The following is a 19,966-nucleotide window of genomic DNA, read 5'->3' as shown; positions in this document are numbered from 1 at the left end:
TCTTAGATAGGCGAGTCCGCCCGGATGTTATGTACCTTAAAATCCGAAATTCATATCCATTCGTCCGGGAATTGTGCGACGCACAACGCCTGGCGAGACATTGGTGATGCGCTTGAACGCGCGGGCGAAGGACGCCTCGGAATCATAGCCCAAACGGGTAGCGACTTCGGCAACCGACAAGCCGTTTTGGCCCAGCAATTCGCGGGCAAGCTGCATTCGCAGGCGGGCGAGATAATGTGCGGCACCCTCCCCCAATACCGCGCTGAAGCGCTCGGCGAAAATCGAACGCGATTGGCCTGCCACGCCGGCGAGGCTTCCCAGCGTCCAGTTGTGGCCGGGGTCGCGGTGCATGGCCGCCAGAGCGCGGCCTATATGGGGGTCGCGGATGGCTGCGAGCCAACCGGTGGTCGATGCGCCGTTGCAATTGACCCAGCACCGGATGAGCCTGGCTGTCAGCAAATCCGCCATACGCGACAGGATGGTGGCGCTGCCCATCTGCGGTTGCGCGGCCTCCACCGTCATGGCCGCCAGCAAAGGGCCGACCATCGGGTCATTGCCGGCCACGTCGCAACCCTTGATGAGAGGCGGCATCAACGTGATCAACGGATTGAGCGCATAGGAGCCGAGAGACATGGAGCCGCAGAAAAGGGTGCTTGTCGCGCCCGTTCCCTGCCGTATCACTTCGCAAACGTTGCCGCCCAACTTGATCACCTGGCAGCCCTCGAGCGAATCGCCCACCACGTCCGGCGCACTCGCCAGCCGATGGGCGATGCCTTGCGGCAGCAGCACCAGATCGCCATCGCGCAACTCCTGCCAGCCTTGCGCTTCGGTGTGAATCCAGCATGGACCCTGGCCGACAAAGTGAAAACGAAGCAGTTGTTGTTGCGGAAAGTCTATGCTCCATGGGTGCCGGAGTTCGCAGCGGCCATAGTTGACGCCACTCAAGCGAAAGTCTTGCAGAACTTCGCTGAGCGCATCCATCGGGATATGTGGCAGCGGCGACGGCCGGGACGAATAATCAGGCATTTGTCAGATATAGATACCGGCCGTCCGACAGGCAAGCGCAGACTGTTGTTCCACCGGGGAATCGCTGCCACGGCACCCTACCCATCCTGGCAGGCTTCCCGCCCTTGCCTCCCGCTCCCAGTGCATGCAAGGAGTGCTGTCGGACACAGGGACAAGAGGCATGGCAGCGGAAGCATCGGGCAGCGATCTCATTCAGGTGGTGGCGCTGCTTGCCGCAGGCGTCGTCGCCGTTCCGATCTTCAAACGCATGGGGCTGGGCTCGATCCTAGGCTATCTCGCCGCGGGCGTGGTCATCGGCCCGTTCGGTATTGGCATTTTTTCCGAATCGGAAGCCATCCTGCATGTCGCCGAACTCGGCGTGGTCATGTTCCTGTTCATCATCGGGCTGGAGATGCAGCCGTCGCGGCTATGGGGCCTGCGCCGCGAGATTTTCGGCCTCGGCGCGCTGCAGGTCGGCGTCTGCGCCTTGCTGCTCACCGGTGTTGGTCTCGCCGGCGGCTTTCCGATCGCGCAATCCTTCGTTGCCGGCGCCGGCTTTGTCCTGACCTCGACGGCGATCGTCATGCAGCTTCTGGAAGAGCGTGGCGAGATGGCCAGCCCCAAGGGCCAGCGCATCGTGTCCATCCTGCTGCTCGAGGATCTGGCAATCGTGCCGCTTCTGGCGCTGGTCGCCTTCCTGGCGCCGGGCGGCAGCGAGATGACCCTGCAGCAAAGGCTGACCGAAATCGGCATCGGTCTTGGCGCCATCGTCGGGCTGGTGGTGGCCGGCCGCTATCTGCTCAACCCGTTCTTCCGCATCCTGGCCGACGCCAAGGCGCGCGAAGTCATGACGGCGGCAGCCCTTCTGGTCGTGCTGGGGTCGGCGCTGGTCATGCAGCTTTCCGGCCTCTCGATGGCGATGGGCGCCTTCCTCGCCGGCGTGCTGTTGTCGGAATCGACCTTCCGCCACCAGCTGGAGGCCGACGTCGAGCCATTCCGCGGCATCCTGCTTGGCCTTTTCTTCCTCGCCGTCGGCATGTCGCTCGACCTGCATGTGGTGGCCGACAACTGGCGGCTGATCGCCGTCTATGTCGTCGCCTACATGGCGATGAATGCGCTCGGCATCTACCTCGTCGCCCGCTTGCTGAAGAGCGGTCATCGTGAAGCGCTGGAACGCGCCGTGATCATGGCGCAAGGCGGCGAATTCGCCTTCGTCCTCTATTCGGCCGCAGCGGCGGTTGGCATCATCGACAGCCGGGCCAACGCAACGCTGACCGCGATCATCATCATCTCCATGGTGCTGACGCCGCTGGCCATCATTGCGCTCAAATATGTGACGCCGCGCGAAGAGCAGTCGCTTGAAGGCGTCGACATCGCCGACGGCCTTACCGGCAGTGTGCTGGTCATCGGCTTCGGCCGTTTCGGCCAGATCGCCAGCCAGCCGCTTTTGTTGCGCGGCATCGATGTGTCGATCATCGACAATGATGTCGAAATGATCCAGGCGGCCGCCGATTTCGGCTTCAAGGTCTATTATGGCGACGGCACGCGGCTCGACATTCTGCGCGCCGCAGGTGCAGGCCGCGCGCGCGCCGTGCTGATCTGCGTCGACAAGCCGGACGCCGCCGTGCGCATGGCGGAACTGATCAAGGCGGAGTTCCCGCTGCTGACCGTCCTGGCACGCGCGTACGATCGCGGCACCGCGCTCTCGCTCATCCGCGCCGGCGTCGACTTCCAACTGCGCGAGACCTTCGAATCGGCCCTCGTCTTCAGCGGTTCCGCGCTCGAGGTTTTGGGCGTCGAGCCGGAAGATGTCGCCGATGTCATCGAGGATGTGCGACGGCGCGACAATGCCCGACTGGAGACGCAGCTGGCCGAAGGCGTCCGCGCCGGGCAACGTTTCCTCAGGGGCAATACCGGCACGCCGATCCCGACGCCGCTGACGCAACCGCGCCGGCCCGGCCAGGCGCTGAACGAAGAGACGGCCGGCGTGCTGCACAAGCCGGAGCCCGCCGATCAGGGGGAAAGCTGATGACCGCATTGGATGAGCGCGCGCTCGCCGTCACAAAATTCTGGCGCGAGGCCGGCGAAGACGCGTGGTTCGAGAAGAACGACGCCTTCGACGCGAATTTCCGCAGCAGGTTTCTCGACCTGCACTTTGCCGCCGCCCGGCGCGAGTGCGACGCATGGTCGGAGCATGCCGAGGGTTCGCTGGCGCTGATGATCCTGCTCGACCAGTTTCCGCGCAACTGCTTTCGCGGCTCAGGCCATATGTACGCCACCGATCCGCTGGCGCGGTATTTTGCCGCCAAGGCGATCGCTGCCGGCCACGACCTTGCGCTGGAAGAAAACCTGCGCGTCTTCCTGTACCTGCCCTACGAACATTCGGAACTGCCCGCCGACCAGGACAGATCGGTCGAGCTCACCACCGCCAGGGCGCCGGAGTATGTGAAATACGCCATCGAGCATCGCGACATCATCGAGCGTTTCGGCCGCTTTCCGCACAGGAACAAGATGCTTGGCCGCGAGACGACGGCGGACGAACAGGCATTTCTCGATGGCGGCGGCTTCTCCGGTTAACCCAGCCACCAATCACGGCCGGATGCCAGTCGCTCTATGCCTGATGTATCGACGGCGCTGAGCCGCGCGCTCACGCTCCTGCCGCCCACCGCCAGATCCGGCGCGATCTCGGCCAGGGGCGCCAGCACGAAGGCGCGCTCCAGCATCCTGGGATGCGGCACTTCCAACCCGGTTTCGTGGATTGTGCGGTCGCCGAACACCAATATGTCGATGTCGATCAGGCGCGGACCCCAGCGCTCCTCGCGCACCCGCTTCAGCTTGCGCTCGGCCTCGAGGCAGAGGTCGAGCAGCGCCCTTGGCGCCAGCGAGGTCGAGATTTCGGCAGCGGCGTTGAGGAAATCCGGCTGGTCGAGCTTGCCCCAGGGCGGCGTGCGATAGAGCGAGGAGACGGCGATTACACGCGTGTTCTCGTCGGCGTCCAGCAGGCGCAGCGCCGTGGCCATCGAGGCCGAGGGATCGCCGAGATTGCCGCCAAGGCTGAGATAGACCGTGTTATTGCTACTCTGGCCAGACAACGGTCACCTCGACGTAATCGAGCACGCCGGGCACCGGTGCGTTGGGCTTGCGCACGGTGATCTCGGCCTTCCTGATCTGCGGAAACCGTGAAGTCAGCGCCTTCGCTACTTCGAGCGCCAGCGCCTCGATCAGGAAACGGCGATGTCCAGTGACGATCTTTTCAATCACCGTGAAGGCGATGCCGTAATTGACGGTATCCTCGATGGAATCATCCTCCAGCGGGCGGCTGGGCTCGACCGTCAACTCGGCATCGACATAAAAACGCTGGCCAAGCGCCTCTTCCTCATCCAGCACGCCGTGCCGGGCAAAGAAGGCGCAGTTCTTCATGCGGATGACGTACATTTCTTAGTGTCCTGGGCTCAGCGTCCTGGCTTTTCGCGCGCCAGCATAGCATCGGCGACGGCCAGTGCGTCCATGTTGATTGCGACATCGTGAACGCGAAACAGATCGGCGCCCTTCAGCCTCAGGATGACACTGGTGGCTGCCGTCCCGGCGGCGCGCGCGCCGGCTTCGCGGCCGGTGACGGTGCCGATGAAGCGTTTTCTGGAGGTGCCGGCCATCAAGGGAAAACCGAGCTCCTTAAGCTCGAAAAACCGCGCCATCAGGTCGAGGTTTTCCTCAGCCGTCTCCTTGGCGAAGCCGAAGCCGGCATCGAGTACGATATGATCGTCCGCAACGCCGCTGCGCCGGGCGATTTCCAGCGAAGCCTTGAGGAACAAAAACTGGTCGGCGATGACGTCGGGCAGTTTTTGCCGCTCGCGCCCGGTATGCATGATGACCAGTCCGGCGCCGGTCTCGGCGGCGACGCGGGCGATGCCGGGTTCACGCTGCAAGCCCCAGACATCGTTGACGATATGCGCGCCGGCGGCGACGGCGAGGCGCGCGGTTTCCTCGCGATAGGTGTCGACCGAAATCAGGGCTTCGCCTGAACCGGCGAGTGCTGCGATCACCGGCAGGATGCGGGTCTGCTCTTCTTCAGGCGTCACGGGCGAGGCGCCGGGGCGCGTCGATTCCCCGCCGATATCGACGACGGCGGCGCCTTCTTCCACCATGCGGTGCGCCTGCGCCACCGCCTGGTCAGGCGTGATGAACAGTCCGCCATCCGAAAAACTGTCCGGCGTGACGTTGAGAATGCCGACCACAATGGCTTTCTCGCCAAGGTCGAGATGGCACTTATGCGCCAGTTGCCATCGCCTTGTCGTCATTGTCCTTCAACCATGTGTCTCATTGGCATGTGGCTCATTGGCATGTGGCTCATCGAGCGCTTGCAATCCATCAACGATGCGTGATCGGTGGAAGATCAATTCCGTTGCGCCGGCAACGGCCGTAAAGCAAGGTGAGTGAAGAGGCAACATGATGAAACGACCCCTGCTCTGCGCCCTGATGCTGGCTTTGACCGTCCTGCCGGCGAATGCTGCCAATCTGGTGAAGACTTACAGCTATTTTGCCATCGGCGGCAGCACGCTCGATGACATCGAGACGCAATTGTCGAAGCATGGACCCGAGGTGAAAAGCACCGGGATGCGGCATCCAGGCGCCACCCAGATGGCGTTCACCACCCGCATCAGCTACGCGCAAACCGCTGACACCTGCCGCATCGCCAAGGCTGCCGTCACCGTCAAGGTCAAGGTCATCCTTCCGGAGTGGCGCAGGCCGCGCAAGGCCGATCCCGATGTCAGGCTGTTCTGGGACACGCTGTCGGCCGACATCAAGCGCCATGAGGAGCGTCATGTCGAGATCGCCAAGAACCACGGCCGTCTGCTCGAAGACGCGCTGAACGCGAGCTTTGCGCAAAAGACCTGCGCCGGGGCAAAGGCGAAGGCGGCGCAGATCACCGCGGCCGAACTCGCCAGGCATGACCAGGACCAATTGCGCTTCGACCGCGTGGAAGGCGTGAATTTCGAAAGCCGCATCCTGCGGCTGCTGCGCTACCGCATGCAGCGCGTCGAGAACGGCCAGCTTCCGCCCGGCTGAAACACGGACTGATACCAAGCCAATTCTGCCGAAACATGAGGCCAGCCCCAGAAAATTTTCGGGCATAGGTCGAAATCGGCCTATACGGGACGACATATGTCAGGCTCGCAAGATATGTCAGGCTGGCAAGGCGCGACCTTCGAAACACCAGATCAAGACCAATTGAGGCGGCGCGTAGCGGAGCGGCCATTTGGCGCCGCGCAATCGCTCTCAAACTTTATGGATGAACTGACATGGACCAAGCTGTCGACAAGCCGGCTAGGCTGCCTCCCGCCGCGCCGCTGACGGAAAGCGAGAAGAACGTCATCATCGCCGGCATCCTTTTGTCGATGCTGCTGGCGGCGCTCGACCAGACAATCGTCGCGCCGGCCATGCCGACCATCGGCCGTTCGCTCGGCCATGCCGACTACCTGCCGTGGATCGTGACCGGCTATCTCCTGACGGCGACCGCCATGGCGCCGCTCTACGGCAAGATTTCCGACGTCTATGGCCGCCGGCCGACCGTCTATGCGGCGATCCTGATCTTCCTTCTGGGATCGCTGGTCAGCGCCATGGCCCCCAACATGTTCGTGCTGGTCATCGGCCGGGCGATCCAGGGTGCGGGCGGCGGCGGCCTGTTCGCCCTGGCGCAGATCGTCATCGGCGACCTGGTGCCGCCGCGCGAACGCGCGCGTTATGCAGCCTGGATTTCGGGCACCTGGGCGGTCGCCAGCATCGCCGGGCCTTTGCTCGGCGGCGGATTTGCCGAACATCTGCATTGGTCGCTGATCTTCTGGATCAATATCCCGCTCGGCATCTTGGCCATGGCCATCATCAACAAGCCGCTGCGCAAACTGCCGGTCGCCGCAAAGCGGCATCGCATCGACGCGCCGGGCGCGCTGCTTCTGGTGGTGGCGACGGCATTGCTGCTTTTGGCCCTCAACTGGGGCGGCAGCGCCTATCCATGGGCCTCGCGCGAGATCGTCGGCCTGCTCGCCTGTTCGGCGGTCTTCTGGGGTGCGTTCGCGCTCAGGCTGATGCGTGCGGCCGAGCCGCTGATTTCGCTTGAAGTGCTGAGCAATCCGATCGTGCTTGCCGGCACGGCGTCGATGTTCCTGCTGCAGGCCGCCAATATCGGCCTGTCGGTGTACCTGCCGGTCTATCTGCAGTCGATCATCGGCCTGTCGGTCAGCCAGTCGGGCCTTGCCATGCTCGGCCTGCTGCTCGGAACGGTCGCCGGCGCGACCTTCAGCGGCCGCACGATACCGCGCTTCTTCCACTACAAGCGTATAGCCATGGTCGGCGTTCTCTTCGCCATTATCTGCCTTGGCGTGCTCAGCCTGGTCGCCGGCCGCGCCTCGCTGCTGGTGGTCGAGCTCTTGACCATCTGCATCGGCCTTGGAAGCGGCACCACCTTCCCGGTCGCCACCGTATCGGTGCAGAACGCCGTCGACCGCGCGCATCTCGGTGTTGCCACCGGCGTGCTGACCTTCCTGCGTTCGCTGGGCAGCGCGCTCGGCGTCGCCATGCTCGGCGCCGTCGCGCTCGGCTATGGCCTGCCGCTTGCCGGCGAAGGCGCGCCGGCTGCCGGACAGATCGTCTCGGCGACGCCCTTCATGATGATCTTCCTTGCCGCGGCCGTCACGCTCGTGCTGGCGCTGATGACGCTGGCGCTGATGCCGGAGAAGTCACTGCGCGGCCGCGACGAGGCCGAGGCGCCGGTCGTTCTGGTGGAGTGATCCGGAAAGCGCTGTAGGACCTACTCCACGACGCCGAGCTTCTTCTGCAGGCTGGTCGACGACGTCGTGTACTGGAAGACGATGCGCTCACCGGGGCTGATGATGCGCTTGGCGGCCTGCGCCATCAGCGCCACCTCGTGAAAACCCGACAGGATCAGCTTCAGCTTGCCTGGGTACCAGTTGATGTCGCCGACGGCAAAGATGCCTGGCACCGAAGTCTGGAATTTCTCGGTATCGACCGGGATGAGGTTCTCATGAAGGTTGAGCCCCCATTCGGCGATCGGGCCGAGCTTCATGGTCAGGCCGAAGAACGGCAGCATGCGCGTGCACGGCACCTCGATGTCGCCGTCAGGCCCGCCCTTGATGGTAGCAGAGGCCAGCTCGCCGTCGGCGCCGGTCAGGCCGCTCACCTGGCCGACCCGGAACTCCAGCTGCTTCATCTCCTGCATGGCATACATCTTGTTGACGCTGTCGGGCGCCGCCCTGAATTCCGCGCGCCGGTGGACCAGTGTCACGCTTTTTGCCACCGGCTGCAGGTTCAGCGTCCAGTCGAGTGCGGAATCGCCGCCGCCGACGATGACGAGGTCGTGGCCGCGGAATTCCTCCATACGGCGCACCGAATAGAAGACGCTCCTGCCCTCATAGGCCTCGATGCCGGGAATGGGCGGCCGTTTGGGCTGGAACGAGCCGCCACCGGCGGCGATCACCACCACCTTGGCTTCGAACACCTCGTTCTCGTCGGTGGTGACCCGAAATGAGCCGTCGTCAAGCTTTTCCAGGCTGGAGACCATGCGGTTGAAGGTAAAATCCGGCTTGAACGGGTGAATCTGCTCGAGCAGTCTGTCGACCAGGCCTTGCGCCGAGATCGATGGCCAGCCTGGAATGTCGTAGATCGGCTTTTCCGGATAGAGTTCGGCGCATTGGCCGCCCGGTCGGTCGAGGATGTCGATCAGATGGCACTTCATGTCGAAGAGGCCAAGTTCGAACACGGCGAACAGGCCGACCGGACCCGCCCCGACGATGAGTGCGTCCGTCTTGATTACATCGGTCATGCCAGGCGAGCCTCATTGTCAGACTGGGGCGAAACTGGCGCGAGACTGCATGAGCATTGGCCCGCTGCCAAGCGGCGGCGGGAAAAATCAGATGGTACGGGAGATCAACCCTGGCGAGCCGGCACGCGCACGACCAGGCCGTCAAGCGCGTCGCGCACCTTGATCTGGCAGGACAGCCGCGAGTTCGGCTGGACGTCATAGGCGAAGTCCAGCATGTCCTCTTCCATCGCCTCCGGCTCGCCGACCTCGGCCGTCCAGGCTTCGTCGACATAGACATGGCAGGTCGCGCAGGCGCAGGCGCCGCCGCATTCTGCCTCGATGCCCGGCACCGCGCTACGGATCGCATTCTCCATGACGGTCGAGCCGTTTTCGGCCTCGACATCGAAAGGAGTGCCGTCATGGGCAATGAAGGTCAGCTTGGTCATTTATCACCTGAAGGGAGTCCCAGCCGAGATAATCACTCCACCGGACAAGTCAACTGCGGCGCGAAAGCGCCGCTTTGTGACGTTTTTTCGGAAAGCTGGCCAAAGCACGCCCTGGCCCCGTCGATTCATCCCGGTGGCCGCTGCCGAGCGGCAGCCATTACCGGCTGATGGCGGCGATGAAATCGCGCACTTCCTCGATCAGGGTGCCGAGGCGCTTGAGGATGCGCGCATCTTCCGGCTGCTGTTCGATCGAGGTGGCGCAGTCGGCGATGGCAAAGGCGCCGACCCCGCGCGCCGAACCTTTCAGCCCATGCGCCAGAAGCAGTCGCTCCCTGACGTCGGCATCGACAATTCTGTCGCGGACGGAAAGCGCCTGCTGTACGAACAGTGCCAATACCTCCTGTTCGAGGGCGCGATCGCCCATTGTCTGACGGGCCAGATGGGCCAGATCCACTGGGCGCGAACGGGCCGGTCCCGACGCATCGCCGCCCGGCATTGAGAAGGCAATGCCGCTTTCACCGCGTACCAATTTGAAACTCCTTGTGCCGATCGCCGAAAAAACTAGGCGATTTCCGTCGCCAACGCGTTAATGACTGGGCTGGAAAATTGTTGCCGTTGAGACGGTTAGATCACGTTGTCGTTAACCTTATATTTAAAGTTTTACGTATCTCGCGGAATGCATGTTTTCTTTACCCCTGTGTGTCATTACGATACGAAGGTCCATTTTCAGCCTCCTGCGTGGGATAAGAGGAGCCAGAATCAGGCAAAAATAAGAAGTCCCTCGGCAGCTAGTACAGGGTAGCGAAGGCATGGCGAAGAAACCAACGACGACCAGAACTCTCGACAGCGACGTAGCCAGGGAACTCGAAAAGGCACTAGACCTCGATCTCAGCGGAGACGGCAGCGGCGATCTCGATATTGCGGCGTCGATGGAAGATCTGGAAGCGCAGATATCGCAGGCCGCGGACGAACTGGCGCGCGAAGGCCGCCCCCAGAAGCCCGCCCCCGCTCAAAACGCGCCCGTCCAACAAAACCAGAGTGCGAAGCCGGCAGCCAAGCCCGCCGAGCTGCGGCCGGTCGAATCGCGCAACAGCGCTCAGCCAGCCGGCTTCAAGCCGGCAAACGATGACCGCCAAAAAGATTACAAGACGCTGCTGCACAGCCTCAACCGGCGCGCGTCGAGCACGATCTATTGGGTCGTGGCGTTCGTGTCGCTGGCCTGGATCGCCGGCGCCGGCGGCCTCGCCAATCTGCTGTTTGGCCCCAGCATCTGGAAAATTCGTACGTTCGATCAAATCCTGGCCCGCCCTGAACTGATCGGCCTGGCGATCGCGGCAATCATACCGGTCGTCCTGTTTTGGGCCTTCGCGGCGATGATCCGCCGCGCGCAGGAAATGCGCATTGCCGCGCAGTCGATGACGGAGGTGGCCTTCCGCTTGGCGGAGCCGGAAAACCTCGCCCAGGATCGCGTGATGATGATCGGCCAGGCCGTTCGCCGTGAAGTGGCGGCGATGGGCGAAGGCATTGAGCGCACGCTGGCGCGCGCCGTCGAGCTCGAAACGCTGGTCCACAGCGAGGTCAACCAGATCGAACGCTCCTATTCGGAGAATGAATCGCGCATCCGGTCGCTGGTCGACGGGCTGGGCAGCGAGCGCGAAGCCGTCGTCACTCATGCCGAGCGCGTGCGCGCCTCGATCACCGGCGCGCATGAAACGCTGAAGGACGAGATCGGCGCCGCCTCCGACATTATTCGCGACTCTATCCTCAACGCGTCGACCAAGCTGTCGATGACGATCACGAATTCCGGCGACACGCTGATCGACCGCATCAATGAAAGCTCGATGTCGATCTTCGATTCCGTCGAAACCCGGCTGGATTCAATCACCGACAGGCTGTCGACATCGGGCGAAGCCTTTGCTTCGCTGCTCGACACCCGCATCGCCAAGCTGACGGACACCACAGACGGCCTGACCCGGTCGCTGACCGACCTGCTCGACGACCGCACCACCGGTATGGTGTCGCTGCTCGGCGGCGCCGCCCGCACCCTGAGCTCGGAATTCGAGTCCAGCCTGAACGGCATCGAGCGGACGCTGGCCGAGCGCGGCCAGGCGCTGATCAGCGAATTCCAGACCCGCGCCGAAGCACTCGATACCGGCACGCAGAAGCTCAACGCCGCGCTCGAGGCGCGCGCCCGCCAGATCAACGAAACGCTGGTCGAGCGCGCCCGCGAGATCGCCCACACCTTTGCCGAGAGCAAGGATCATTTGACTGCGATGATCGATCAGGGCAAGACCCAGATCGGCGCCGACATGGCCGACATCGTCTCGTCGACCTCGTCGATGCTCGAAGCCCGCGCCAGCGATTTCGCCGGCCGCATGGAAGCCGCCCGCCATGTCGTGTCGCGCTCCTTCGACACCGACATCCAGCGTCTTGCCGATGCCCGTGTCGGCATCGAGGACGCCGTCGAAAACCACAGCCGCAAGCTGTCCGAAAGCCGCGAACGCATGGCGGCTGCCATGCAGGCGGACCTGGCGAAGTTCGCCGAGGGCCGTGCCGGCATCGATGCGGCCGTAACCAACCAGGTGCAGAAGCTGGCCGAAGGCCGCAACCTGATCTCGCGCGCCCTGGAAGAGGATCTGCGCAAGGTCAACGAGTCGCGCGCCGCCATTGACGCGTCGCTGGGCAGCCATCTCGAGCGGCTTGAAGAAGGCCGCAACCGGCTCAACCAGGCTTTGCATGAAGACTCCGGAAAACTTGTGCAAGCCCGTACGATCATTGACGAAATGGTCGCCGGACATGTCGGTAAACTGGCCGAAGGCCGCAACATTCTGTCGCGCGCCCTGGAAGCCGATCTCGGCAAGCTCGCCGACAGCCGCGCCTCGATTGACGGGCTGGTCGCCGGCCAGGTTGAAAAGATCGCCGAAGGCCGCGCCATCCTGACCAAGGCGCTCGAAAACGACATTATCGGCATCAAGGGCGTGATCGAGAACCACTCGGCGAAACTGGCCGAGGACCGCACCGAACTCAGCAAGGCGCTGGAGAACGACCTATCCGGCATCAGGGGCCTGCTCTCCGACCATTCGAGCCGGCTTGCCGACGATCGTGGCCTGTTGTCACAGACGCTCGAGGCCGACCTCGCCAAGCTCGCCGAGAGCCGGTCGAGCATCGACGGGCTGGTCGCCGGCCAGGTCGAAAAGCTGGCCGAGGGGCGCGATATCCTTAAGCGCGCGCTCGAAGCCGACCTCAACACCATCAAGGGCGCCATCGCGGGTCATTCCGACAAGGTGGCGGAAGAGCGCGGTCAGCTTTCCAGGGCACTGGAGGCCGATCTGCAGAATGTGAACAGCCTGATCGCCGACCACTCGAACCGGCTTGTTCAGGATCGTTCGACGCTATCCCAGGCGCTTAAGGATGACCTTCAGAATGTGAACAGCCTGATCACCGACCACTCGAGCCGGCTTGTCCAGGATCGTTCGACGCTATCTCAGGCGCTTCAGGACGATTTGCACAATGTCAGCGGCATCATGGCCGATCATCAAAACAGGCTCGTCCAGGACCGTTCGGCGCTCTCAAAGGCATTGGAAGACGACATCGCCAAGCTGGCGGAGAGCCGCTCCAACATCGATGGGCTGGTCGCCGGACAGGTCGAGAAGCTCGCCGAGGGCCGCGACATCCTCACACGGGCGCTCGAAGCCGATCTCAATGCGATTAGGAGCGCCATTGCCGACCAGTCGCAGAAGCTGAGCGAAAACCGTGGCGAGTTCGCGCGGGTGCTGGAAGCGGATTTGGAAAATGTCAACAGCCTGATCGAGGGTCACAGCGACAAGCTCGTCCGGGATCGCGCGACGCTGTCGAAGGCTCTCGAGGACGACCTCGCCAAGCTGGCCGAGAGCCGGTCGAGCATCGACGGACTGGTCGCAGGCCAGGTCGAGAAGCTGGCCGAGGGCCGAGACATCTTGAAGCGTGCGCTGGAAGCCGACCTGCAGAAGCTGTCGGCAAGCCGCGGTGAGGTTGACGACATCATCGCCGGCCATGTCGGCAAGCTGGCCGAAGGCCGCAACATGTTGACCCAGGCGCTGGAAGACGATCTGGCAAAGCTCGCCGACATACGTAAGGATGTCGACCGCTCGCTGTCGGGCCATATCGACCAGATTGCCGGCAGAAGCACCGATATCTCGGCGGCAATCGCTGCCGATGTCGAGAAGATCGAGCAGGCCTTCAGCAAGCAGACCGGCATCATCGAAGAGCGCGCCGGAACCATGGAGCGCGCGTTGTCGGTGGGTGTCGACAATGTCCGCAGCGTGCTCGAAAAGAGCGCCGTCTTCGTTGCCGGCGCGCTGCGCGAGAAGGTGATGGAAGTCACCAGCGCGCTGCACGAACAGGCCGGTGCTGCCTTCAGTGACGCCGACCGCAAGATCGCCGAGCGTGCCGAGCAGACTTCGGCCGCCCTTTTGGCCCGGGCCGAGGACATCGCCCGCACCTTCGAGGACGCGGATCGCCGTCTGCACGCCCGTGCCGAGGACACATCGAGCGCCCTGATTGCTCGCGCCGAGGATACGACGAATGCCTTGCTTGCTCGCGCCGAAGACACAACGAGCGTGCTGCTTGCCCGGCATGACGAGACGTCGAACTCGCTGCTCGCCCGCGCCGAAGAAACGGCCGGACGGCTGGCTGCCCGCGCCGGCGAGATCGCCGGCACGTTCGACGCCGCCGACCAGAAGCTGGTCGCCCGCGCGGTCGAGACGGCGCAGTCGCTGGCCGACCGCGCCGGCGACATCCTGCGTAACTTCGAGGGCGCCGACCAGCGGCTGAGCATGCGCATCGGCGAATCCGCCGAAGCGCTGGCCGCCCGCGCCTCCGACCTTGGCCGCATCTTCGACGCCGCCGACCAGCAGCTGATCTCGCGCATCGCCGAGGGTTCGGACGCGCTGTCAGCCCGCGCCACCGAGATCAGCCGCATCTTCGACGAGGCCGATCACCGCCTGGTGTCGCGCATCGCCGACTCCACTTCGACGATCGGCGAGCATGCCGACAACATCGTTGGCGCCTTCGCCAGCACCGAGCAGCGTGTTGCCGAACGTGCACGCCAGACCGGCCAGGAACTTGCCGTCCACGCCCGCGAGATGGAGCAGGCTCTTGCCGGGGCCGACGAGCGGCTGGCCGCGAGCGTTGCGTCCGCAGCTTCGCGCGTCGAGGAACAGGTCGCCAGCGTCGAGAACCGCCTTCTTTATACGACGGAGACAATGGGCCAGAAGCTCAACGAGCAGGTTTCCAGCGCAGAAGCTCAGCTGATCTCGCGCGCCAACACGATTGCGGAGACTTTTACCGCGGTCGGCCAGCACATCGGCCAGAGCACCAACGACGCTGCCAAGACCATCGGCACCAATACCCGCGAGCTCAACACGATGCTGGCGGCGCGTTCGGCCGAGATGGCGAAGATCCTGGACGAAACCGCGCGGCCGCTGGTCGAGCGCTTCGCCCAGGGCGGCTCGGAACTGCAAAAGAGCATGGAAGAGGTCACCGAACGCGCGACCGAGAAGCTGCGCAGCGAAAATGCCGCCCTCGTCAACGCGCTCGCCAGCCGCACCGCCGAAACGCTGTCGGCCGTCGAAGGCGCGCGCTCGTCGCTCGCCGATAGCGTCGCCGACCTCATCGGCCGCATGAGCGTCTCCAGCTCGCAGCTTGGTGAGCTGATCGAACAGGCGGCGATCAACCTCGGCCAGGTTGACGAACGTCTGAGCGGCAGCACGCAAAGCTTCGCGGCAACCACCGAAAAGGCCGCGCAGACCTTCGCCAGCTCGGCACGCCTGGTCGATTCGAACACGACGCGGCTTACCGAACTGTCGTCGTCGACCCTGCGCGAAGTGGCCTCGATCGCCACCAAGTTCGACGAGCACAGCCGCTTGCTGTCCTCGGCTTCGGATCTGTTGAGCTCGGCGCAGAGCAATCTGGAGCACACGCTTGAGCGGCAATCGTCGCTCGAAGATCTCGCCGTCGGCCTTGTCAAGAAGTCGGAAGACCTCGAGAAGGTGATGCGTTCGTTCGAAAACCTTGTCGGCCAGACGATGCAGAATGCCGAAGGCAAGACGCTGGCATCAGCCGACAAGATCCGCATCGCCATAACGGAAGTGGTCGATTCGGCAACCAGCCGGTTCGCCGATGCGACCGAGGAGATGCGGCGCACCGCAAGCTCGATCAAGAGCGAGCTCGACCTCACCCGCGCCGAGCTCAAGAAGGGCGTCATCGAGATGCCGGAAGAGGCCAAGGAATCGACCTCGGCGATCCGCCGTGCCGTTGCCGAGCAGATCAACGCGCTCAAGGAACTTTCGGATATCGTTGCGAAATCGGGACGCGGCGGCGACAATGCCGAACCGCGCGCCCTGCGCCCGGCGCCGCAGGCGCCAGTGCAGCGCCCGGCCGAGCCGGTACGCCGCCCGCCGCCGGCGCCACAGCCGGAACGCCCTGCTCCGCAGGCGCCGCTCGGCGGCCTGCGTGGCACGCTCGATATCGAACGCCCCGCCGAAGCACCGCGCCAGCGCGACGCCAACGCCCGCACGCCGCAAGGCGGCTGGGTGCGCGATCTCCTGACCGGGGCATCGCGCGAGGAGGAAGTCGCCAGGCCGGCTGCGCCCGCGGAAGCACCGCGCGCAACTCCCGCCCAGCGTTCGCCGCTGCATGTCATGGAGTCGCTCAACTCGCTCTCGGTCGATATTGCCCGGGCGATCGACCACGACGCCTCGATCGAGCTGTGGAACCGCTACCGGCGCGGCGAGCGTGACGTGTTCACGCGCCGCCTCTACACGCTCAAGGGCCAGCAGACCTTTGACGAAATCCGCCGCAAATATCAGGCCGAGGCGGAGTTCCGCGCCGCCGTCGACCGCTACTGCGACGATTTCGAGAAGCTGCTCAAGGACGTCTCGCGCAACGACCGCGACAACATCATGGCGCAGACCTACCTGACGTCGGACACCGGCAAGGTCTACACCATGCTGGCCCATGCGAGCGGCCGTTTGCACTAGCTACGATTGCTGCATCAAAATGAAAAAGGCGGGAAATTTCCCGCCTTTTTCGTTTGTCATGGATCGAACAATGACGAGCGCAAAGAACTCAGGCTGCCCTTGCTGGCGCGATGGGCTGCAAGCTATGCCTCCAGCATGAGGAAATACGGTCGCACCTTTCATCTGCCGATATCGGTCGGAGCCACCAGCGACGACAAGGTCATGGCGTCGCTTGAAGGACTAAGGGTGGCTGATCTTGTGGTCACCGAGAAGATGGATCGAGAGAACACAACCCTTCATCGCGATGGCTCTCACGCGCGCAGTCCCGATAGCCGTTATCATCCATCCCGAGACTGGCTGAAGGCATTTGCAGCAAATGTTTCACCGCAACTTGCTGACGATGAACGGATTGTCGGCGAGAACCTCTATGCCCGACATTCGGTTGCGTATGATGCGCTGCCGTCATTTTTTCTTGGCTTTGCATGGATCATCGGGACCGAGATTCAACCGTGGGATTTGACCCTGGCCCGGTTTGAGGAACTGGGCATCACTCCTGTTCCCACGCTCTATCGTGGGCCTTTCAGCCCCAACCTCTTCGACAATCTGGCTGCGTCCCTGGATAAGGCCAAGCAAGAAGGCTTTGTGGCTAGGGTTGCCGAAGCATTTGCTGAGGCAGACATGCCCATTCGCATGGGCAAATATGTACGGGCAGGACATGTCCAGAGTGAAACCCACTGGATGAAGGCAGAACTGGTCACCAACCGTCTGGCAGGCGGCTAAGGTTCCTGGGTCTCAAGCGCCTCGCCGGGTTCGCTCAGATCACCGAATCCGTCCAGCCCACGATATCCTTCGCCGCCTCGCCGAAGGCGCTGTCGAGCGCGCTGACATAGGCCGGATTGCCGCTGCCCGAGACGGGAGCGGATGCGGTGAAGCTCTTCGAGGCGCGCACCTCGCCGTTGCGGTCGTTCAGGATGCGCACGAAGAGATTGACCTCGGCATGCTCGCCACCATTGACGCGGACTTCGAAGGAGCGGATCTCGACGATCACCTGGTAGTCGATCGCCAGCCCCTCGCCCGGCTTGCCGACGCCGGCAAAGCTTCCGGAGCGCTGGAAGGTTTCGGCGAGCCTCGCCTGCACGATCAGCGGCAGCCGGTCGGCCCATTGCGCGCCCTTGAGATACTGGATCGAGCGATCTGACGGCTTGATGACGATGTTCTGGCTGTCCAGCGCCTTGAGCGCGGAGGGCTGGGCGATCAGGATCTGGCGGCGGCTGTGGCCACGGGCGTCGATCGACGGGGCGGACAGCTCGAACGTATCGAGCGGCGCCGGCTTGCCTCCCAATGCCGCGCAACCAGCCAGCGTCAAGCCAAGCAAAACGACTGCCGATCTATACCCACCCAATCCGAACGTCACGCGTGATCCCCACTGTCCCCGGATCGTATGATGAATCCGCATCCGCGGTCCATGTAATTGCTGCGGGCAGGCACGGAAGTCAACGCCGTGCCCTGCCATCGAACTGCCGGACCTCGCCGTCGCCGCCCGACAGGATGCGCTGCGGGTTGCGGCTGAGATCGGTCACCGCCTCTTCGATGCGGCTGATCGAACGCCGGCTGTCCTGGACCAGCGCCTCGACATTCGATAGGCCCTGGCCCGAGAAGCGCGCAATATTGTCGGTGATCGTGCCAAGCCGGGCGTTCAGCGTGTCGGCGACCTGCTTGAACGACTTCAGCGTGTCCCTGGCATCGGCCATGACGCCGTCGGCCTGGCCCGAACCGAGCAGCGTATCGACCCTTTTCAGGATGCCGTCGACGCGCACCGAGGCATCGTTGAGGCGCGACGCAAGCTGTTTGGCGTCCTTGATCGTCTCGTCGATGTCGTCGGCCCGGTCGGCGAACTTGTCGGTCACCTGGGCGATGTCGGCGGCGGCCTTGTTGGCATTTTCGCTGGCCTTCTGAATGTTGGCGAGCGCCACGCGCACTTGTGCCGGATCGATGCCGTCGAGCACATTGTCGACCTTTGCCAGCGTGCCTTGCGTGCGCTTGGCGAAATCGTTGACCGAGCCGACCGCGGTATCGACGTTCTTGATCACGCCGTCGAGCTGTCCGCTGGTCTCCTTCAGATTGGCGGTGACGGCGTCCACATTGGCGACGATGCTCTTGATCTTGTCCTTGTCGACGGCATTGAGCAGGCCTTCGGCAGCCTTCAGTGTGCCGTCGAGCTTGCCGGAAACACCCTTCAACTCGTCCGACAGCGCGCTGACGGCGGTCAGGAACTTGTCGATGCCGTCGGCATTCCTGGCCAGCGCATCGGAAAATGTCTGGGCGTTCTTGACGGTCTGAGTCAGCGGCCCGCGCACATCCCTGGTGAACCCTTCTAGGTCGGAAAGCACCTTGTCGGCGCGGGTGAAGATGTTCTGCGCCGTCTGCAGCAGGTTGGTGACCGCTGACGGATTGGCGATGATCTCGGCCGTCCTGCCTTCCTTTGCCGCCTCATCCAGCAGGTTCGGTTCCTTGGGATCGGCGCCCTTCAATTCGATGTTGACCTGGCCGGCAAGGCTGGCGATGCCGATATCGGCCTGCGTCGATTTGGTGAGCGGCGTTGTCTGGTCGATCTCGGTCGTAGCAATGGCGGCATTCGGGTCATTGCGGTCGAAATAGACGCGCTTGACCACCCCGACCTTGACGCCGTTGAACAGCACCAGACTGCCGGGGCCGAGGCCGGAGGCCGAACCCTGAATGCGCACGCGCAGCTCCGCCGTCTCGCCGCGATCACCGATCTGGGCGGTCCAATAGACGAACCCGAACGCCGCCAGGATCGCAGCCAGGGTGAAAATGCCGACAATTACGTAGTTGGCTCTGGTTTCCATTGCCCCACTTATGTCTATGCGCGCGCGGCAAGATCAAGTTGCCGAGCGCGTTTTCCGCGGAAATAGGATTTGACCCACGGTTCTTCGCTTTTCAGCATGTCGTCGATCGTGCCTTCGACCAGGATTTTCTTGTTGCCGAGCACCGCCACGCGGTCGCAAGCGGTAAACAGCGTGTCGAGATCGTGCGTCACCATATAGACCGTCAGATCCATCGTATCGCGCAGCTTGACCACCAGTTCGTCGAATTCGGACGCGCTGATCGGGTCGAGGCCGGAAGTCGGCTCGTCGAGGAAGACGATGTCGGGGTCGAGCGCCAGCGCCCGTGCCAGGGCGGCGCGCTTGATCATGCCGCCCGAAAGCTCCGAGGGAAATTTTTGCGCGGCGTCCGGCGGCAGGCCGACCAGTTCGATCTTGAGCAAGGCCAGCTCGTCCATCAGTTTCTTCGGCAGATCGAGATATTCGCGCATCGGCACCTGCACGTTTTCCTGCACGGTCAACGCCGAAAACAGGGCGCCGTGCTGGAAAAGCACGCCAAGGCGCATGTCGATGCGCAACCGCTCGATGTCGCTGGCCTTTTCGAGGTCGAGACCAAACAGCTTGATCGTGCCGGACTGCTTGTGCAGCAGGCCGAGAATCGTGCGCAGCAGCACCGATTTGCCGGCGCCCGAGGCGCCGACGAAACCGAGGATTTCGCCGCGCTTGATGTCGAGCGCCAGTTTGTCGAGGATCAGCTTGTCATCCAGGGCAACGGTGATATCGCGCACCGACAGCACGATATCGTCTTCTTCCATTCCCTGCACAGCCTTGGTCGCCTTTGAGTTTCTGCGCATCATG

Annotated in this window: 16 protein-coding genes; 6 read left to right on the top strand and 10 right to left on the bottom strand. The window is 63.4% G+C overall.

The genetic code is table 11. The annotated features are described in order from the left end of the window. Positions 1–36: 36 nt before the first annotated feature. Positions 37–1,026, bottom strand: coding sequence for an AraC family transcriptional regulator (locus NKJ75_RS19190; protein ID WP_023673498.1), 990 nt, complete (start codon positions 1,024–1,026; stop codon positions 37–39). 160 nt (positions 1,027–1,186) lie between these two features. Between NKJ75_RS19190 and NKJ75_RS19185 the strand changes: the two genes are divergently transcribed. Together NKJ75_RS19185 and NKJ75_RS19180 are read left to right on the top strand one after the other, a co-directional pair. Beyond that, positions 1,187–3,034: a monovalent cation:proton antiporter-2 (CPA2) family protein gene (locus NKJ75_RS19185; RefSeq protein WP_352500040.1), complete on the top strand. Its 1,848-nt coding sequence runs from the start codon at positions 1,187–1,189 to the stop codon at positions 3,032–3,034. Further along, complete coding sequence (locus NKJ75_RS19180; protein WP_031204189.1) at positions 3,034–3,582, top strand: DUF924 family protein; 549 nt, start codon at positions 3,034–3,036, stop codon at positions 3,580–3,582. Before NKJ75_RS19185 ends, NKJ75_RS19180 begins: the two co-directional genes overlap by 1 nt. On the opposite strand, the gene folK is transcribed toward NKJ75_RS19180, so the two are convergent. Genes folK through folP form a run of 3 tightly spaced genes read right to left on the bottom strand, consistent with a single transcriptional unit; the run spans position 3,579 to position 5,303 of the window. Then, entirely contained in the window at positions 3,579–4,097 is a 519-nt protein-coding gene (gene folK / locus NKJ75_RS19175; RefSeq protein WP_023739998.1) for a 2-amino-4-hydroxy-6-hydroxymethyldihydropteridine diphosphokinase, read from the bottom strand. The two genes, NKJ75_RS19180 and folK, sit on opposite strands and share 4 nt — an antisense overlap. Continuing rightward, entirely contained in the window at positions 4,081–4,440 is a 360-nt protein-coding gene (folB, locus tag NKJ75_RS19170; protein ID WP_023673502.1) for a dihydroneopterin aldolase, read from the bottom strand. Before folB ends, folK begins: the two co-directional genes overlap by 17 nt. Before the next feature lie 17 nt (positions 4,441–4,457). Then, the gene (gene folP / locus NKJ75_RS19165) at positions 4,458–5,303 is read right to left on the bottom strand and encodes a dihydropteroate synthase (RefSeq protein WP_023739999.1); all 846 of its coding nucleotides are present in this window, start codon (positions 5,301–5,303) and stop codon (positions 4,458–4,460) included. A gap of 148 nt (positions 5,304–5,451) precedes the next feature. On the opposite strand from folP, the gene NKJ75_RS19160 reads away from it, so the two are divergent. Together NKJ75_RS19160 and NKJ75_RS19155 are read left to right on the top strand one after the other, a co-directional pair. After that, positions 5,452–6,072, top strand: coding sequence for a DUF922 domain-containing Zn-dependent protease (locus NKJ75_RS19160; RefSeq protein WP_023728091.1), 621 nt, complete (start codon positions 5,452–5,454; stop codon positions 6,070–6,072). Positions 6,073–6,305: 233 nt separating this feature from the next. Continuing rightward, positions 6,306–7,790, top strand: coding sequence for an MDR family MFS transporter (locus tag NKJ75_RS19155; protein ID WP_023834144.1), 1,485 nt, complete (start codon positions 6,306–6,308; stop codon positions 7,788–7,790). A gap of 20 nt (positions 7,791–7,810) precedes the next feature. Here the strand turns inward: NKJ75_RS19155 and NKJ75_RS19150 are convergent, their stop codons facing one another. The 3 genes from NKJ75_RS19150 to NKJ75_RS19140 form a co-directional block, all read right to left on the bottom strand. Further along, complete coding sequence (locus NKJ75_RS19150) at positions 7,811–8,842, bottom strand: NAD(P)/FAD-dependent oxidoreductase (RefSeq protein WP_023673506.1); 1,032 nt, start codon at positions 8,840–8,842, stop codon at positions 7,811–7,813. Between the two features lie 104 nt (positions 8,843–8,946). Next, positions 8,947–9,267 (bottom strand): 2Fe-2S iron-sulfur cluster-binding protein, encoded by a 321-nt coding sequence (locus NKJ75_RS19145; protein ID WP_023673507.1) that lies wholly within the window; start codon positions 9,265–9,267, stop codon positions 8,947–8,949. 157 nt (positions 9,268–9,424) lie between these two features. Further along, positions 9,425–9,763: an Hpt domain-containing protein gene (locus NKJ75_RS19140; protein ID WP_023688665.1), complete on the bottom strand. Its 339-nt coding sequence runs from the start codon at positions 9,761–9,763 to the stop codon at positions 9,425–9,427. Positions 9,764–10,076: 313 nt separating this feature from the next. On the opposite strand from NKJ75_RS19140, the gene NKJ75_RS19135 reads away from it, so the two are divergent. Both NKJ75_RS19135 and NKJ75_RS19130 read left to right on the top strand, forming a co-directional pair. After that, complete coding sequence (locus NKJ75_RS19135; RefSeq protein WP_352500039.1) at positions 10,077–16,286, top strand: apolipoprotein A-IV repeat region-like domain-containing protein; 6,210 nt, start codon at positions 10,077–10,079, stop codon at positions 16,284–16,286. Between the two features lie 6 nt (positions 16,287–16,292). Further along, on the top strand, positions 16,293–17,045 hold the full coding sequence (locus tag NKJ75_RS19130) for an RNA ligase family protein (RefSeq protein WP_245265833.1): 753 nt from the start codon (positions 16,293–16,295) through the stop codon (positions 17,043–17,045). A gap of 34 nt (positions 17,046–17,079) precedes the next feature. Here the strand turns inward: NKJ75_RS19130 and NKJ75_RS19125 are convergent, their stop codons facing one another. From NKJ75_RS19125 to NKJ75_RS19115, 3 genes are read right to left on the bottom strand one after another with little or no spacing between them, the layout of a single operon-like run. Next, complete coding sequence (locus NKJ75_RS19125) at positions 17,080–17,721, bottom strand: ABC-type transport auxiliary lipoprotein family protein (protein WP_502903884.1); 642 nt, start codon at positions 17,719–17,721, stop codon at positions 17,080–17,082. Between the two features lie 37 nt (positions 17,722–17,758). Continuing rightward, entirely contained in the window at positions 17,759–19,132 is a 1,374-nt protein-coding gene (locus NKJ75_RS19120; RefSeq protein WP_023834146.1) for an MlaD family protein, read from the bottom strand. A gap of 14 nt (positions 19,133–19,146) precedes the next feature. Beyond that, complete coding sequence (locus NKJ75_RS19115) at positions 19,147–19,965, bottom strand: ABC transporter ATP-binding protein (protein WP_023684944.1); 819 nt, start codon at positions 19,963–19,965, stop codon at positions 19,147–19,149. Position 19,966 lies beyond the last annotated feature (1 nt).

Origin of the sequence: Mesorhizobium sp. M0058 (assembly GCF_040323095.1) — a bacterium.
GTDB lineage: Bacteria > Pseudomonadota > Alphaproteobacteria > Rhizobiales > Rhizobiaceae > Mesorhizobium.
This window is presented reverse-complemented; position numbering and strand designations above follow the sequence as displayed.

Coding starts and splice junctions, on each gene's coding strand:
- NKJ75_RS19125 (WP_502903884.1), bottom strand. CDS start 17,721: ATGCGGATTCATCATACGATCCGGGGACAGTGGGGATCACGCGTGACG.
- NKJ75_RS19160 (WP_023728091.1), top strand. CDS start 5,452: ATGATGAAACGACCCCTGCTCTGCGCCCTGATGCTGGCTTTGACCGTC.
- NKJ75_RS19145 (WP_023673507.1), bottom strand. CDS start 9,267: ATGACCAAGCTGACCTTCATTGCCCATGACGGCACTCCTTTCGATGTC.
- NKJ75_RS19140 (WP_023688665.1), bottom strand. CDS start 9,763: ATGCCGGGCGGCGATGCGTCGGGACCGGCCCGTTCGCGCCCAGTGGAT.
- NKJ75_RS19115 (WP_023684944.1), bottom strand. CDS start 19,965: ATGATGCGCAGAAACTCAAAGGCGACCAAGGCTGTGCAGGGAATGGAA.
- NKJ75_RS19120 (WP_023834146.1), bottom strand. CDS start 19,132: ATGGAAACCAGAGCCAACTACGTAATTGTCGGCATTTTCACCCTGGCT.
- NKJ75_RS19190 (WP_023673498.1), bottom strand. CDS start 1,026: ATGCCTGATTATTCGTCCCGGCCGTCGCCGCTGCCACATATCCCGATG.
- NKJ75_RS19185 (WP_352500040.1), top strand. CDS start 1,187: ATGGCAGCGGAAGCATCGGGCAGCGATCTCATTCAGGTGGTGGCGCTG.
- NKJ75_RS19135 (WP_352500039.1), top strand. CDS start 10,077: ATGGCGAAGAAACCAACGACGACCAGAACTCTCGACAGCGACGTAGCC.
- NKJ75_RS19150 (WP_023673506.1), bottom strand. CDS start 8,842: ATGACCGATGTAATCAAGACGGACGCACTCATCGTCGGGGCGGGTCCG.
- NKJ75_RS19155 (WP_023834144.1), top strand. CDS start 6,306: ATGGACCAAGCTGTCGACAAGCCGGCTAGGCTGCCTCCCGCCGCGCCG.
- folB (WP_023673502.1), bottom strand. CDS start 4,440: ATGTACGTCATCCGCATGAAGAACTGCGCCTTCTTTGCCCGGCACGGC.
- folP (WP_023739999.1), bottom strand. CDS start 5,303: ATGACGACAAGGCGATGGCAACTGGCGCATAAGTGCCATCTCGACCTT.
- NKJ75_RS19180 (WP_031204189.1), top strand. CDS start 3,034: ATGACCGCATTGGATGAGCGCGCGCTCGCCGTCACAAAATTCTGGCGC.